16 protein-coding genes and 1 riboswitch are annotated in these 15,269 nt (G+C 55.4%); of the genes, 9 read left to right on the forward strand and 7 right to left on the reverse strand.

Going from position 1 to position 15,269, the window contains the following annotated elements; genetic code table 11:
• The 3 genes from AM379_RS16335 (at position 1) to AM379_RS16345 (ending at position 3,633) form a co-directional block, all read left to right on the forward strand.
• Positions 1-1,203 carry a glycoside hydrolase family 53 protein gene (locus AM379_RS16335; RefSeq protein WP_040017106.1) on the forward strand — a complete coding sequence of 401 codons (1,203 nt, stop codon included), beginning with the start codon at positions 1-3 and terminating at the stop codon, positions 1,201-1,203.
• A gap of 30 nt (positions 1,204-1,233) precedes the next feature.
• Entirely contained in the window at positions 1,234-3,291 is a 2,058-nt protein-coding gene (locus AM379_RS16340; RefSeq protein ID WP_106503918.1) for a beta-galactosidase, read from the forward strand.
• Between the two features lie 99 nt (positions 3,292-3,390).
• Complete coding sequence (locus tag AM379_RS16345) at positions 3,391-3,633, forward strand: glucose PTS transporter subunit EIIB (protein WP_025204491.1); 243 nt, start codon at positions 3,391-3,393, stop codon at positions 3,631-3,633.
• A gap of 104 nt (positions 3,634-3,737) precedes the next feature.
• Here the strand turns inward: AM379_RS16345 and AM379_RS16350 are convergent, their stop codons facing one another.
• On the reverse strand, positions 3,738-5,003 hold the full coding sequence (locus tag AM379_RS16350; protein WP_025204490.1) for a maltoporin: 1,266 nt from the start codon (positions 5,001-5,003) through the stop codon (positions 3,738-3,740).
• Between the two features lie 269 nt (positions 5,004-5,272).
• On the opposite strand from AM379_RS16350, the gene AM379_RS16355 reads away from it, so the two are divergent.
• Positions 5,273-6,349 carry a LacI family DNA-binding transcriptional regulator gene (locus AM379_RS16355; RefSeq protein WP_106503919.1) on the forward strand — a complete coding sequence of 359 codons (1,077 nt, stop codon included), beginning with the start codon at positions 5,273-5,275 and terminating at the stop codon, positions 6,347-6,349.
• A 41-nt stretch (positions 6,350-6,390) separates the two neighbouring features.
• Here AM379_RS16355 and AM379_RS16360 read toward each other — a convergent pair whose 3' ends face one another.
• A complete protein-coding gene (locus tag AM379_RS16360) occupies positions 6,391-7,392 on the reverse strand; it encodes a magnesium transporter (protein WP_020884727.1) in 1,002 nt (333 codons plus the stop codon).
• A gap of 60 nt (positions 7,393-7,452) precedes the next feature.
• Positions 7,453-7,622, reverse strand: a riboswitch (M-box (ykoK) riboswitch).
• Positions 7,623-7,910: 288 nt separating this feature from the next.
• Here AM379_RS16360 and AM379_RS16365 point away from each other — a divergent pair.
• A complete protein-coding gene (locus AM379_RS16365; RefSeq protein WP_106504364.1) occupies positions 7,911-8,414 on the forward strand; it encodes a DedA family protein in 504 nt (167 codons plus the stop codon).
• A gap of 1 nt (position 8,415) precedes the next feature.
• Here AM379_RS16365 and AM379_RS16370 read toward each other — a convergent pair whose 3' ends face one another.
• Entirely contained in the window at positions 8,416-9,165 is a 750-nt protein-coding gene (locus AM379_RS16370) for an SDR family oxidoreductase (RefSeq protein ID WP_106503920.1), read from the reverse strand.
• Between the two features lie 100 nt (positions 9,166-9,265).
• On the opposite strand from AM379_RS16370, the gene AM379_RS16375 reads away from it, so the two are divergent.
• Positions 9,266-9,625 carry a winged helix-turn-helix transcriptional regulator gene (locus AM379_RS16375; RefSeq protein WP_014169488.1) on the forward strand — a complete coding sequence of 120 codons (360 nt, stop codon included), beginning with the start codon at positions 9,266-9,268 and terminating at the stop codon, positions 9,623-9,625.
• Positions 9,626-9,711: 86 nt separating this feature from the next.
• Positions 9,712-10,953 carry a bifunctional glucose-1-phosphatase/inositol phosphatase gene (gene agp, locus AM379_RS16380; RefSeq protein WP_106503921.1) on the forward strand — a complete coding sequence of 414 codons (1,242 nt, stop codon included), beginning with the start codon at positions 9,712-9,714 and terminating at the stop codon, positions 10,951-10,953.
• Between the two features lie 32 nt (positions 10,954-10,985).
• On the opposite strand, the gene AM379_RS16385 is transcribed toward agp, so the two are convergent.
• The gene (locus tag AM379_RS16385) at positions 10,986-11,213 is read right to left on the reverse strand and encodes a YccJ family protein (RefSeq protein WP_106503922.1); all 228 of its coding nucleotides are present in this window, start codon (positions 11,211-11,213) and stop codon (positions 10,986-10,988) included.
• 18 nt (positions 11,214-11,231) lie between these two features.
• On the reverse strand, positions 11,232-11,828 hold the full coding sequence (gene wrbA, locus AM379_RS16390; protein WP_014169491.1) for an NAD(P)H:quinone oxidoreductase: 597 nt from the start codon (positions 11,826-11,828) through the stop codon (positions 11,232-11,234).
• Between the two features lie 391 nt (positions 11,829-12,219).
• On the opposite strand from wrbA, the gene AM379_RS16395 reads away from it, so the two are divergent.
• Together AM379_RS16395 and AM379_RS16400 are read left to right on the forward strand one after the other, a co-directional pair.
• Positions 12,220-12,390: a general stress protein gene (locus AM379_RS16395; protein ID WP_001273664.1), complete on the forward strand. Its 171-nt coding sequence runs from the start codon at positions 12,220-12,222 to the stop codon at positions 12,388-12,390.
• A gap of 117 nt (positions 12,391-12,507) precedes the next feature.
• Positions 12,508-13,431, forward strand: a complete 924-nt coding sequence (locus AM379_RS16400) for a DMT family transporter (RefSeq protein WP_041162529.1) — start codon at positions 12,508-12,510, stop codon at positions 13,429-13,431.
• On the opposite strand, the gene rutG is transcribed toward AM379_RS16400, so the two are convergent.
• Together rutG and rutF are read right to left on the reverse strand one after the other, a co-directional pair.
• Positions 13,419-14,747, reverse strand: coding sequence for a pyrimidine utilization transport protein G (gene rutG, locus AM379_RS16405; RefSeq protein ID WP_014169495.1), 1,329 nt, complete (start codon positions 14,745-14,747; stop codon positions 13,419-13,421). The two genes, AM379_RS16400 and rutG, sit on opposite strands and share 13 nt — an antisense overlap.
• Positions 14,748-14,768: 21 nt before the next feature.
• Entirely contained in the window at positions 14,769-15,263 is a 495-nt protein-coding gene (gene rutF, locus AM379_RS16410; RefSeq protein WP_014169496.1) for an NADH-dependent FMN reductase RutF, read from the reverse strand.
• Positions 15,264-15,269 lie beyond the last annotated feature (6 nt).

A 15,269-nucleotide genomic window follows, 5' to 3' on the forward strand; every position in this document is an offset into this window, starting at 1 on the left:
ATGAAAAGACTCAAACCCGCTTTGCTTGCTGTTTGTCTTTCTTGCGGTCTTGCCGCGAGTGCGTTCGCCGCGGACGGGGTAAAAACGCGTCCTTTTAATGCCATGCCAGCAGACTTTATTAAGGGGGCGGACATCTCGACGCTGCTCGAGGCGGAACAGCATGGCGCAACATTTTATAACCAGAACGGCCAGCAGCAGGACGCGATTGCCATTCTGAAAGCCAACGGCGTGAACTATGTGCGCCTGCGTTTGTGGGTGGATCCGCAGGATGCCAACGGAAATACCTACGGGGGCGGCAGTAACAATCTGGAAAACACGCTGGCGCTGGCGAAGCGCGTGAAGGCCCAGGGCATAAAACTCCTGCTCGATTTCCACTACAGCGATTTCTGGACCGACCCGGGCAAACAGTTCAAACCTAAAGCCTGGGAGAAGATGGATTACCCGCAGCTTAAAACGGCAATCCATGACTATACGCGCGACACCATTGCCCGCTTTAAAAAAGAGGGCGTGCTGCCGGACATGGTCCAGATTGGTAATGAAATCAATGGCGGGCTGCTCTGGCCGGAAGGCAAAAGCTGGGGGCAGGGTGGCGGCGAGTTTGACCGCGTAGCCGGGTTACTCAACGCCGCAATCAGCGGGATGAAAGAGAACCTGACCGACGGCGAGCAGGTGAAAATTATGCTGCACCTGGCCGAAGGCACTAAAAATGACACCTTCCGCTGGTGGTTTGATGAGATCACGAAGCGCGATGTGCCGTTCGATATTATCGGCCTGTCGATGTACACCTACTGGAATGGCCCGATCGGCGCGCTGAAAGCCAATATGGATGACATCAGCAAACGCTATAACAAAGACGTGATTGTGGTGGAAGCGGCCTATGGCTATACGCTGGAGAACTGCGATAACGCAGAAAACAGTTTCCAGGCCAAAGAAGAGAAGGACGGTGGCTACCCCGGCACCGTGCAGGGTCAGTACGATTATATCCACGATTTAATGCAGGCCGTGATTGACGTTCCCGATCGTCGCGGTAAGGGCCTGTTTTACTGGGAGCCGACCTGGATTGCCGTACCGGGCACTACATGGGCCACCAAAACCGGCATGAAATATATCCATGATGACTGGAAAGAGGGAAATGCCCGCGAAAACCAGGCGTTATTTGATTGTCATGGCAAAGTGCTGCCGTCGATAACGGTATTTAAATAGTATTCTGTTTCACTTCAGGACGTTTTTAATATGAATAAATTTGCGCCTTTAAGTTCGAAGGTCGCTGCGTTATTGCATGGCGCCGACTATAACCCGGAGCAATGGGAGAATTACCCCGGTATTATTGAAAAAGATATTGCCATGATGCAGCAGGCGAAATGTAATGTCATGTCGGTGGGCATATTTAGCTGGGCGAAGCTCGAACCGCGTGAAGGGGAATATGATTTTGTCTGGCTGGATAACGTCATTGATAAATTATATTCAGCGGGGATCCATATTTTCCTCGCCACGCCGAGCGGTGCGCGCCCGGCATGGATGTCGCAAAAATACCCGCAGGTGCTGCGCGTAGGGCGTAACCGCGTGCCTGCGCTGCACGGTGGGCGTCATAACCATTGTATGTCTTCCCCGGTGTACCGTGAGAAGACATTCAAAATGAATACCTTACTGGCTGAGCGTTATTCACAGCACCCGGCGGTGCTGGGCTGGCATATCTCCAATGAGTACGGCGGTGAGTGCCACTGCGATCTGTGCCAGGAGCGCTTTCGTGACTGGCTGAAAGCGCGCTACAAAACCCTGGATGCGCTGAACCACGCATGGTGGAGCACCTTCTGGAGCCACACCTATAGCGACTGGTCGCAGATTGAGTCCCCTGCGCCGCAGGGCGAGGTGTCCATTCACGGTCTGAACCTCGACTGGCGCCGCTTTAATACGGCGCAGGTAACAGATTTCTGCCGCCATGAGGTTGCGCCGCTAAAAGCCGTCAACGCAGCGTTGCCGGTGACGACCAACTTCATGGAGTATTTCTACGATTACGACTACTGGCAGCTTGCGAAAGCGATCGACTTTATCTCCTGGGACAGCTACCCGATGTGGCACAAGGAGAAAGACGAAACCCAGCTCGCCTGCTATACCGCCATGTACCACGACATGATGCGCAGCCTGAAAGGCGGCAAACCTTTTGTGCTGATGGAGTCCACGCCGAGCACCACCAACTGGCAGCCGACCAGCAAGCTGAAAAAGCCGGGGATGCATATTCTCTCGTCAATGCAGGCGGTGGCACACGGGGCCGATGCGGTGCAGTACTTCCAGTGGCGTAAAAGCCGCGGTTCGGTGGAGAAATTCCACGGGGCGGTTATCGACCACGTGGGGCATCTTGATACGCGTGTCGGGCGCGAAGTGACGCGTCTGGGCGAAATGCTTCAGCGTCTGCCGGGGGTGGTCGGGTGTCGCACGCAGGCACGGGTGGCGATTATCTTCGACCAGCAAAATCGCTGGGCGCTGGACGATGCCGAAGGGCCGCGCAACATGGGGATGGAGTACGAAAAAACCGTTAACGAACACTACCGTCCGTTCTGGGAAAAAGGCATCGCGGTGGATGTGATTGATGCCGATGGCGATCTCAGCCAGTACGCGCTGGTGATTGCGCCGATGCTTTATATGGTGCGGGAAGGCTTCGCCGAACGCGCAGAAGCGTTTGTCGCCGGGGGCGGCCATCTGGTGACCACCTACTGGAGCGGCATCGTGGATGAAAGCGATCTTTGTCATCTTAGCGGGTTCCCGGGGCCGCTGCGTAAACTGCTCGGCATCTGGGCAGAAGAGATCGACTGTCTCGGTGAGGGAGAACGTAATCTGGTACAGGGGCTGGCGGGTAATGCGGCTGGCCTGCAGGGGCCGTATCAGGTTCGTCATCTGTGCGAACTGATCCATGTCGAAAACGCTCAGCCGCTGGCGACCTACCGGGATGATTTCTACGCCGGTCGGCCTGCCGTGACGGTGAACCGTTTCGGTAAGGGGAAAGCGTGGCATGTGGCGTCGCGCAACGATCTGCCGTTCCAGCGTGATTTCTTCGCCGGGATTATTGACGAACTGGCGCTGCCGCGGGCCATGGAATGCGATTTCCCACCGGGTGTAGTGGCAACGGCCCGCACGGACGGCGAAACCACGTGGGTGTTTGTGCAGAACTACACCGCCCAGCAGCAGCTCATTACGCTGCCGCAGGGGTATACCGACTGCATGACCGATGCCGCCGCCGCGGGTGATACCGCTCTGCTGCCGTGGGATTGTCGGGTACTCAGGCGTAAAGCGTAGTCGCTGAGGGCGTCGCGTCGTACAACCCTGGCTAATCAATCTGAAGGCGCCTGCTCTATGAGCAGGCATTTTTTTATCTGCATAACAGAGAGGCGTATTATGGACAGTGAAATAACTCAGCGTTTAATTCCTGCATTCGGCGGCGACGATAATATCGAACATGTTGAAGCCTGTATTACCCGTCTGCGCGTCACGGTAAAAGATTTAAATAAGGTGGATACGCAGGCGTTACAACAGGAGGGGGCGCTGGGCGTGATTATTATCGGCCAGCAGGTGCATGCGATATTTGGCCGGCAGTCTGATACCTTGCGGCAATTATTAGATGCGCATTTTAATCACTAATAATAAAAAAGGGATAGCCAAAATAATGGCTATCCCAAACGAGGAGAATAGACTGCCAGTTGTTGGAGATACAATAACGATTAACGCATATCAGGAAATAAACATTACCACCAGGCTTCCACCTGCACGCCAACGTTCCAGGTATTATTTGCGGTGCCGTCTTCGAAGGATTGTCCTTTCTCGGAGTCATTCAGGTAAGAGGCGAAGACGCGCAGTTCAGGACGCGACATAAAATCAGGCCCATCCGCCAGTCCGAGTGCGAGGGTGTACTTCTCTCCGCTCTGCTTGTAGCTGGAGCCATCGGTGTAGGTATCTTTCTGGTAGAAACCGCCCACTTCACCAATCAGACGCACATATTCGGTGAACTGGTACTGTGCGCGACCCACAAGAGAGACAAGGCGCGATTTATCGGTGAATTGCGTGGTGTCATCCGCCGAGCCCCAGGTCAGCACGTGGTTGAAGGAGAGCTTGTCCGTAATCGGAATTAAGCCGGTGTTAATCACACGGTAGCCGCTGGCGTCGTTCACGTAGTTCCACATGTCATACCAGCCGCCGCCCTGGGACACCATGTTCTGCGCCAGGCCTTTGTTCGCATACTGCAGCACCAGCTTGTTGTAGCCGCCTAACATGTCCTGGCTGATCTCACCGGTGACCATGACGCCGTTGTCGGCCTCATACAGCCCACCGTACTCTTTCTGCTTATTGGTGGGGTTTGGCATGGCGTAATCAATGCCCACTTCAGTCCATGCACCCGCCCACGGCTTCCAGCCCGCATAGCGAAGGTCGATGTAGTTGATATTAACGTCGCTATCGCCGTCCACGCGGTAGTCCACGTCGTTGGCATCGCCACGGATCCAGGCCACGGACACTGCACCCGGTCCGAGCGTGTAGTTTTCGATACCGGCACCCGCGCCTGAGATGTTCCAGTATTTGGTGTCAATGATGTGCAGGTCATGGCGCTGGTAGTAGCGCTTACCGCCCCAGATCACCGCATTCGGATCGCCGGGGATCAGCCCCTTGATCTGCAGATTCAGCTGACGCAACCCGAACTGCGCATCGTCGCCGAAGGTGGTTTCATTGTCGTTAGAGCCGTCAGAGACCATGCTCACCATGCTGTCGAGGTAGAAGCTGACATCGTTCTTTTTGTACACCTCTGAGCCCAGCTCCAGCTCGCCGTAGGTATCGGCCTCGTTACCCAGACGGCCAATTTTATTTTTTTGCCACTCCTCCATCCCACCATCCCGTGAGACGCCCACACCGGAGCGAAGATACCCATGAAAATCAATTGGTACTGAAGACGCTGCAAACAGCGAAGGAGACGCTAACGCGGCAGCCAACGCAACAGATACAGAGCGGATCGTCGTGTTCATTGTTACCCTCTTATTGTTTTGTAATACGTTCACAAATCCGATGTCATAAAATGCCTAAACCTTTTTTCTGGCAATTGCGTGATCGTTAATCTGTGATTAAGTGCAAATAAAATAGCCAATTTTGTTACGATTGATGAGGTGTGAGCAGAAATGTAGTATTGTGAACGTAATACTTTTTGATGGTGTTATGGCAGCCGAAAGTGCCCAGTGGGCGTTTTTTTATATCGCCCCTGATACAATCAGCGCATAACAACATAAGGAACCGGACCATGAAGTCGAAAAGCGCAACGTTAGAGGACGTCGCACGCCATGCGGGCGTCTCCTATCAGACCGTGTCCAGGGTACTGAATAAATCTGCCAATGTATCCGAAGCCACGCGTCACAAGGTGGAGAAATCCATAGAGTTATTGCGGTATGTCCCGAACCGCCTGGCGCAGCAGCTGGTCGGAAAGCAGACCCAGACCGTCGGACTGGTGACGATTTCGCTGGCTTTGCATGCGCCGTCACAGGTCGCCGCGGCGGTAAAACGCTATGCAAATGTGGAAGGGTATCAGGTGTTGATCTCCATGATTGATGAGAACGTCAACCACAGCATCCAGGATTCGATCTATGAACTGAAATCTCAGCTCGTCAGTAAGGTGATCATCAATGTCCCGCTGGAAGCAGAGCAGGCGCAGAAAATCGCGACGGACAACGACGATATCGTCTGTCTGTTCCTCGACGTTGACCCTTACAGTTCCGTGTTTAACGTTTCGTTTAACCCGGCAGATGGCACCCGTGCCAGCGTCAAATATCTCTACGAACTGGGGCACCGGGAAATCGCGTTGCTGGCGGGGCCAGCCTCTTCTGTCTCGGCGCAGCTCAGGCTGAAAAGCTGGATTGAAACCCTGAACGGTTACGGTCTGGAGCCGGCCTCGGTGATCCGCGGGAACTGGGATGCGCAGAGCGGTTACGCGGGTGCGTTGCAGATGCTGCGCGAGACGCCGCAATTTTCTGCCGTGCTGGTGGCCAACGACCAGATGGCGCTGGGGGTACTAAGTGCTTTCCATCAGCATCAGATTTCCATTCCGGGTGAAAAGTCGGTGATTGGCTACGATGACACCTACGAAAGCTCATTCTTCTATCCGGCATTGACCACGGTATCGCTGGACCTGGATCTGCAGGGGAAAGAGGCGGTGCGCCGCATTCTTGACAGTGGCGAAGACAATGCCGTGCGCATGTCATCCATTTTGCCTGCCCGGCTGGTGGTGCGGCAGTCGACCGGGCCGAAAGGTGAGAAGGGCAAAAACCTGCAGGCGCTGGCGCAACAGCTTCGTGATATCGCACATCAGCTTGGCGATATGTAAAACGGTGAGCACCTCAACCCGGTGGGTGAGGTGCTGCACTCTTATTCCAGCCCCAGCGTGTACTGCGCAATCTTGAAGTAGATAATCAGACCGGTTCCGTCGATAAGCGTCGCGATAAAGGGCGCGGAAACGACGGCCGGGTCAATGCCGCAGCGCTTCAGTACCATCGGAATAACTGACGAGACAATCGCACTCCACAGCGTAATACAGACCAGCGTCAGGCTGACGATAAGGGTAATTTCCAGCCCGATACCCATCATCCAGGCGCGAACACACCCGGCAAGACCAAGCGTGGCGGCAATCATCAGCGAGGTGGTCATCTCCTTTCGTAACACGCGGCCAACGTCGCGCAGACGCACTTCACCCAGCGCCATTGCACGCACCAGCGTGGAGGTGATCTGCGTCCCGCTGTTCCCACCGGTCCCTATCAGCAGCGGAATGAAAAAGGCCAGAGCAATGGCGGATTCCAGCGCCTCTTCGAAGTGCTGAATAACCGAGCTGGTATAGGCTTCAGCGACAAACAGCAGCAGCAGCCAGACGGAGCGTTTTTTCCACAGGCTGAAGGGGCTGGTTTCCAGATACGGCTTTTCCAGCGGCAGCGTTGCTCCCTGGAGCTGGGCATCTTCGGTGACATCATCTTCCAGCAGATGGGCGATTTCGCGTTCGGTCAGGCAGCCGACCACTTTACCGTGCGTGACCACCGGCACGACATCCGCCTCGCCGTGGGCCAGCAGCCCGGCGACATCGGCACGCTCGTCTTCCGGTTTGACCTGCAGAAACTGAGAAATCATCAGCGTTTTCACCGGCTGTACCGTATCGGCGGTCTGCAGCAGTTTGCGCACCGCAACCATGCCCGCCAGCCGACCGTTATCTTCGAGGAAAATATGCGATGGAATATCATCGTCTTTTAATTTTTCGAAAAATTGCTCGCGTGCCAGCGCCACGCATAATGAAATATCGAGGACGATAAAATCGGTATTCATATATTGCGCGATTGCGCTGTCATTGAATGCCAGGTTTTGATTGTGAATAGCGTAAGACATAGTGAATTCCCTTTGAATAATAAAATCTCTCAGGGGCGAGCAAGACAGGGCATGTCGAAGAGGAGATCCCCACGTCCTGGGTTCAGCACTGTACACCGTATCCCGTAAGGGAAGTTATACTGACAAAGCCTTGATTCGACAGTGCCTGTTTTACCCTGTGCCGGTTCTCTCGAACCCACCAGAGCGATAACGTGTATTTGTACAGGAGCCTCGCCATAACGAGATCGTTGTAAAACGAGAGGGATAATACGCCACTTTAAACATCGCGCTGTGGAATTTAAAAGACGTTTAAGAAACGTTTAGAACAATAATTTAATCCGCGTATTAATGACATCGATTATTCATCAATGACGGTGGTTATTGCTCAAGAGAGTATAATTCCACACCTCTGTGTTTCTAATGTCGCTGACATTTTGGCGTGTCGTTAATGCCTTCCTGTTGGAGGTCTGAGCGGTTGATACCCCATTTAAGGTTGTTCGTTTCTAATGGTCAGCATCACGAACGCTGCGGGGTGGAATATGACGTGGTTTGACAATCTGCTGAATCATTTTGCGCTCTATCCGACGCATCTGTTCGCGCTGCTTTTCATCATCGCGCTGAGCAAGTCTACGGTACTGGTTTCCTCCGTGCTTCCGCCGGCCTCGGTGATGCTGCTGGCAGGGATCACCGTCAGCCAGACCCGCCTGCATCCGGGACTGACGTGGCTGGCTGTCGCGGCGGGTGCCACAACAGGGTCGGTATTGAATTATCATATCGGCCAGTTGATGGGCCACACGCGGCTGGTCACGCGCTTTACCTCCCGGCACGCCGAGAAATTTTTGCGGGTACAACATCAGTTGCAGAAAAACGGCGTGCTGGTGCTCTTTACCGCGCGTTTCCTGGCGGTGCTGCGTTATATCGTCCCGCTGGCAGCGGGCATGCTCAGACTGAACGCGGCGAAGGTGTACGCGGTAAGCCTGATTTCAGCCGTCGTATGGGCGGCGCTGTATGTCGGCATCGTCACCGGCATCAGCGCCTTTTGACCTACAGGTTTCCCATTCCGCCGTCGACCAGCAGTTCCGTTCCCACCATATAGCGCGATTCGTCAGAGGCAAGATAGAGCGCGGCTTTCGCCAGCTCCGTCGGCGTGCCCATTCTGCCCAGCGGCACAAGTTTGGTGATATCCCCCAGCATCGCCTTGAGCGCTTCCTCGCTTAACCCCGTTTTATTAAATGCCGGTGTTTCTACCGGACCCGGGCTCAGGCCGTTGACGCGAATACCGCGCGGCAACAGCTCCCCTGACAGCGTGCGTGCCAGCGACAGTAATCCCGCCTTGCTGGCGGCATAAACGCTGCTGGCAGGCAGCCCGATGCGGGCGCTCACGGACCCGCACAGGATCACAGAGGAGGGATTATTGAGCAGCGGCAGCAGGGCCTGAATCAAAAAGAACGGTCCTTTAAGGTTGATGCCCATCAGGCGATCCCAGGCGTCTTCCTGCCACTCTTCAAGCAGCCCGTGCGTCACATCGCCGGCGTTAATAAACACGGCATCAAGACGCGACCAGCGAGAGGCGAGCGTGTCCGCCAGCGCTTTTTGCGCGGCGATGTCACCCGCATCGGTCGGAATAACCCAGGTATTATCGCCCAGAATGCGTTGTGCTTCGGCAAGGGTATCCGGGTTACGTCCGGTGACAGCAACGTGCGCCCCTTCGGCAATAAATTCCTGCGCGGTAGCGAGACCAATACCGGAAGTGCCGCCGGTAATCAGCGTATATTTACCTGCTAAACGACCCATGTGTTTCTCCTGAAATGACTCTGGAGAAAGCACTATAGAAACGTTAGTATCGAAAGGAAACTAGGTACCATTTGGATACTAATGAGGCAAGAGGTGCGCTATGGCGGAATCGCTCAATATACCCTGTGAAAAAAAATCTGAGGTTTATCTCTGCCCGATGACGCAGTTTGTAAATCTGATTTCCGGTAAGTGGGCCATCCCGGTGCTCTATCGCCTGATTATGCTCAATGCACCGGTCCGGTTTGGCGATCTGCTGCGCGCCGCCGCCCCCATCACGCAAAAAGAGCTCACGAAGCAGTTGCGCCTGTTTGAGCAGCGCGGGCTGGTGTCGCGCACTATCTACCCGGAGATCCCACCGCGAGTGGAGTATCAGATAACCGCGCTGGGATTAACCCTCCAGAGCGCGCTCTCCCCGCTGGCCGACTGGATGAGCGAATACGGCGATCGCCTTGAAAAGTAATCCTCAGTTTGCGAAACGCTTCCCGGAAAATTGTCACGAATCTGTCACACTCACTGCGACATTTTAAAACGAGTGAGGAATTAGGGATGAGAAAAGCACTACTCGCGCTGGCAATCGCCGGTTCCATAACAGTGACATCTGGCGTGCAGGCGCAAGAGACGCCGGAAGGGTATCAGCTGGAACAAGTTTTAATCATGAGTCGCCATAATTTGCGCGCGCCGCTCGCCAACAATGGCAGCGTGCTCGAGCAATCCACACCGAAGCAGTGGCCAGAATGGGAGGTGCCAGGCGGCCAGCTCACCACCAAAGGTGGCGTGCTTGAAGTCTATATGGGCCACTATATGCGCGAGTGGCTGGCACAGCAGGGAATGGTGAAAACCGGCGAGTGCCCGGCCGCGGATAGCGTATATGCCTATGCCAACAGCCTGCAGCGCACTGTCGCCACCGCGCAGTTCTTTATCACCGGCGCCTTCCCGGGGTGCGATGTGCCTGTGCATCATCAGGAAAAAATGGGCACCATGGATCCGACCTTTAACCCAGTGATTACGGATAACTCACCTGAATTCCGTGAAAAAGCGCTGAAGGCGATGGAAACTGAGCGGCAGAAAATGCAGCTTGGCGAGAGCTACAAGCTGCTGGAGCAGATGACGAATTACGCCGATTCACCGTCCTGTAAAGAGAAGAACGTGTGCTCGCTGGCGGAGGCGAAAGATACCTTCAGCGCTGACTATGAAAAAGAACCTGGCGTATCGGGTCCGTTAAAAGTCGGTAACTCGCTGGTGGATGCCTTCACGCTGCAGTATTACGAAGGCTTCCCGGCAGACCAGGTTGCCTGGGGTGAAATTAAAACCGATCAACAGTGGCGCGTGTTGTCGCAGCTGAAAAATGGCTATCAGGACTCGCTGTTTACCTCCACCGAGGTGGCGCAAAACGTGGCCAAACCGCTGGTGAAGTATATCGACCAGGCCCTCGTCACCGGGCAGGCGAAAGCGCCGAAAATCACCCTGCTGGTGGGGCATGATTCCAATATCGCGTCGCTGCTTACGGCGCTGGATTTCAAACCGTACCAGCTGCATGACCAGCACGAGCGGACGCCAATTGGCGGGAAAATTGTTTTCCAGCGCTGGCATGATAAAAACGCCAACCAGGAGCTCATGAAGATTGAGTATGTCTATCAGAGCGCCGACCAGTTGCGTAACGCCAGCGTATTATCACTGGATGCGCCGGCACAGCGTGTGACGCTGGAGCTGAAGGGGTGTCCGGTTGATGCGAACGGTTTTTGCCCAATCGATAAATTCAATGCGGTGATGAATAACGCGGCGAAATAGGTAAAACCCCCCGCTCAGGCGGGGGGAAACGTTCAGACGTTTTTACGTTCGATGGTTTGCTCACCCCAGAAGAGCGCGTTTTTGTCCGTTTTCCCGAAGGCACGTTCCAGCACTTCATCGCTGCCTTCTTCCCAAATCTGCTCTGCCAGCTTCTCGTCATAGTTCGCGACTTCAAAAATGGCTTCGGCGATCTCCGGAGAGGTGTTGCGTAAACTTGCCCATTCACCCACGCGGTGGGCTTTGGATTCTTGAGTTGGCATGCTTGTCCTCCTGTTGAGTTAGCCGTTCAGTTTTTTGGCGAGGCCTGCGACATACTCACCCTGATAGCGGGCGATAGTGAGCTCTTCGTTGCTCGGCTGTCGGGAGCCATCGCCACCGGCAATGGTGGTGGCGCCGTACGGTGTCCCGCCACGAACCTGGGAAATATCAAACAGTTCCTGCGCGCCGTAGCCAATCGGCACAATCACCATCCCATGATGAGCAAGGGTAGTCCAGGTTGACGTAATCGTCTGCTCCTGACCGCCGCCGGTCCCGGTGGAGCTGAAGACGCTGGCGAGTTTGCCGTATAACGCTCCGGATGCCCAAAGTCCTCCGGTTTGATCGAGGAAGGTCCGCATCTGGCCTGACATATTGCCAAATCGGGTAGGGGTGCCGAAAATAATGGCATCGTAATCAGCCAGTTCCTGCGGGGTGGCAACCGGGGCATTTTGTGTTTTCCCCCCGGCTTTGGCGAACGCCTCAGCCTGCATCGTTTCCGGTACGCGTTTCACCACAACTTCTACGCCGTCCACTCTGTTTGCACCTTCTGCTACCGCGTGAGCCATGGTTTCAATGTGTCCATACATGGAATAATAGAGCACCAGAACTTTTGCCATTTTGCATCACTCCTCGTTTGTGTTTTCTGACAGCGGATCGCTGCGTTCATTTAAAGATAAGTCATCACAGCCAGACTGCAAAAATGAACGGCATTTCTTTGATTTATAACAATATGGATACAAAAGCGCTTTGTAGCAAAATGAAACAACTTTCCCGCTGCGGATTTTTAAAATGATAAGAAAGGCTTATAAATGGCCGTCGCGTAATCTCACCCGAATGGCTGAGATCATGTTGCAGAATATTACCTCTGACTTGCCGGATAGCCGCATTCCACTAAGCTTAATTTCACGCGGCACAGATAAAGGCACTGTCCTTCAGCCGCGCGGTGAAAGAATCCTCTTTTACTGAATGCAATATGATGTCTAATGTTTCACACTCTGGAGGTTAGAGATGGCAAACCATCGTGGTGGTTCAGGTAATTTCGCTGAAGACCGTGAAAGAGCATCAGAAGCAGGTCGTAAAGGTGGCCAGTCTAGCGGGGGGAATTTCAAAAATGACCCTCAGCGCGCATCAGAAGCTGGCAAAAAAGGGGGCAAAAACAGTCATGGCAGCAATAAGTAATACGCCGGACTGATACCCTGCCGCCGGGATCTCCCGGCGGTTTTTTATTTCTGCAACATTGAACTGTAACCAAAGGCATCGCACACTAGAGGATTGATGCTTATTTGCTGGTGCCGCATGTCTCTCTCCCGTTTCACATTCTCCGTCAAACCTCAGGAAGCCCTTCTCATTCTGATCACCATGTTCTGGGGCGGAACCTTTCTCGCCGTCCAGTACGCGGTCACGCTGAGCGGTCCGTTCTTTTTTGTCGGCCTGCGCTTTGCGACGGCGGCGATTGCCGTGGGATTACTCTCGCTTAAAACCTTGCGCGGGCTGACGCTTAAAGAACTGAAGGCCGGGGTGGCCATTGGGGTTGCGATTGCCATGGGCTACAGCCTGCAGACGTGGGGATTACAGACCATCACCAGCAGCAAATCGGCGTTTATCACCGCCATGTATGTGCCGCTGGTGCCGTTACTGCAATGGCTCTGTCTGGGGAGAATACCGGGTCTGATGTCCTGCACGGGGATCGTGCTGGCGTTTATTGGCCTTATCTTGCTTGCCGGGCCGGAAAACAACCTGCTGGCGCTGGGGCCGGGCGAAATCATTACGCTGGTGGGCGCTATCGCGATTGCCGCGGAAATTATTCTGATCAGCGCCTGGGCTGGCAAAGTGGACGTCAAGCGCGTCACCGTGGTTCAGCTGGCGACCGCGTCGCTGGTGGCTTTTGCCACCATGGTGCCGGCAGGGGAGTCTGTTCCGCCGATGTCTACCGGGCTGGTTGTGGTGGCGCTGGGGCTGGGTATCTTTAGCGCCATTATCCAGGTCACCATGAACTGGGCGCAGCGCAGCGTTTCCCCGACGCGTGCGACGGTTATCTATACCGGTGAACCGGTATGGGCGGGCATTTTCGGGCGTATCGCCGGAGAGCGTTTACCGCTGCTGGCGCTGGTGGGTGCGGCGTTTATTGTCGCCGGCGTGCTGGTGAGTGAGCTGAAGCTGAAACGGAAGAAAAAAGCGCTGCCTGAGCGTGACAGCGCTGCGATAAATCAAGAGTCCTGATGTACCACGTCGCCCTGCGGTGCAGCCGCTTCCCGGCGGCTCAGCAGGGCGTTAAGCAGGATTGCGCCAAAGGTTGCGGTGCCAATCCCACCAAGGGTGAAGCCGCCCAGCGTCAGGGCAAAATCTCCCGCCCCCAGCACCAGCGTGACCGCCACCATAATCAGGTTGCTGTTCTGGCTCAGATCGACACGATGCTGCACCCAGATGCGTGCCCCGGCAACGGCAATCAGACCAAATACCACAATCGATGCCCCACCAATCACCGGCGCGGGAATGGTGTGGATCAGCGCGCCGAATTTCGGTGAGAAGCCGAGGAGCATCGCCATCACCGCTGCCGCCACGAAGACCAGGGTGGAGTAAACTTTGGTCACTGCCATCACGCCAATATTTTCAGCGTAGGTCGTTACACCGCTGCCGCCGACCGAGCCGGAGAGCATGGTAGCCAGACCGTCGCCGACAAAGGCGCGGCCCATGTAAGGGTCCATGCTGCGCCCGGTCATACCCGCAACGGCTTTCAGATGGCCTAAGTTTTCCGCCACCAGGATCACCGCAACCGGCGCGATTAACATCATCGCCTGCGTGTTAAAGACCGGAGACGTCACCTGCGGCAGGCCGAACCAGGCGGCGTTATGCAACAGTGTAAAATCAACCGGCTTGCCCAGACCGAAGACGTTTGCCAGCAGGGCGTACACCAGACAGGCAACGATTAACCCCACCAGGATCAACAGTCGCTGGATCATCCCCCGCGTAAACACCGCCACCAGGCCAATGCAGAGTACCGTGATCACCGCCATCCAGCTTTCAAAGGGCGAACCGGAGACGCTTCTGACGGCTATTGGCGCAAGGTTCAGACCAATTGCCATCACCACAGCCCCGGTGACGACGGGAGGCATCATCCGCTCTATCCAGCGCGTCCCGACCTTCATGACCACCAGGCCAATCAGCGTGTAGACCAGCCCGCAGGCGATAATGCCGCCGAGCGCGACGCTCAGATTCGGGTTGATACCCTGACCGTTAAAGCCGGTGGTGGCGATGACCACGCCGACAAACGCAGCGCTGGAACCAAGATAGCTGGGCACGCGCCCGCCGGTGATGAAAAAGAACAGCAGGGTACCGATACCCGACATCAGAATGGACAGATTGGGATCAAGCCCCATCAGCATGGGCATCAGCACCGTTGCGCCGAACATCGCGACCGCGTGCTGAACCCCCATCACTAAGGTTGGCCCGAGCGGGAGCCTTTCATCCGGCGCGACCACGCCAGGTTCTGTAGAGGTCGATTTCAACTGCCAGTGGGGAAAACCGAACATTGCCATGAGCTGACTCCTTAAGGAGGGTTAACAGGCGGGTCGCATAAGCGCGTGATAGCCGCGGTCAAACCACACCAGCCCTTGCGGCGCGGGGTGGCGAATAATCGAAACGATGTCGCAAAACAGGATGTCGTGCGTGCCCACGCTCACCACCTGGCTGATACGGCAGTCAAACGAGGCCAGCGCCTCCTCCAGACGCGGGCACCCCGTTTCGCCGGTCTCCCAGCGCGCGGCGGCGAAGCGCTCGTCCATCGGGGTTTTCCCCCCAAACAGGTTTGATAGCGGCTCTTGTCCGGCGCTCAGGGTATTGACGCACAGGGTGCGGTTTTCACTGAAGGTCGGCCAGACGGATGCGCCACGGTTCAGGCATACCAGCAGCGTGGGCGGTGAATCCGTTACGCTGCACACCGCGCTGGCGGTGAAACCCGCCATCCCGGCAGGACCGTCGGTGGTGATGATATTGACCGCCGCACCGACGCAGGCCATGGCATCACGGAAGGTTTGTTTATCGGGTGTCATCATGGTGGC

The organism is Enterobacter cloacae complex sp. FDA-CDC-AR_0132 (genome assembly GCF_003010695.1).
Classification (GTDB): domain Bacteria; phylum Pseudomonadota; class Gammaproteobacteria; order Enterobacterales; family Enterobacteriaceae; genus Enterobacter; species Enterobacter ludwigii.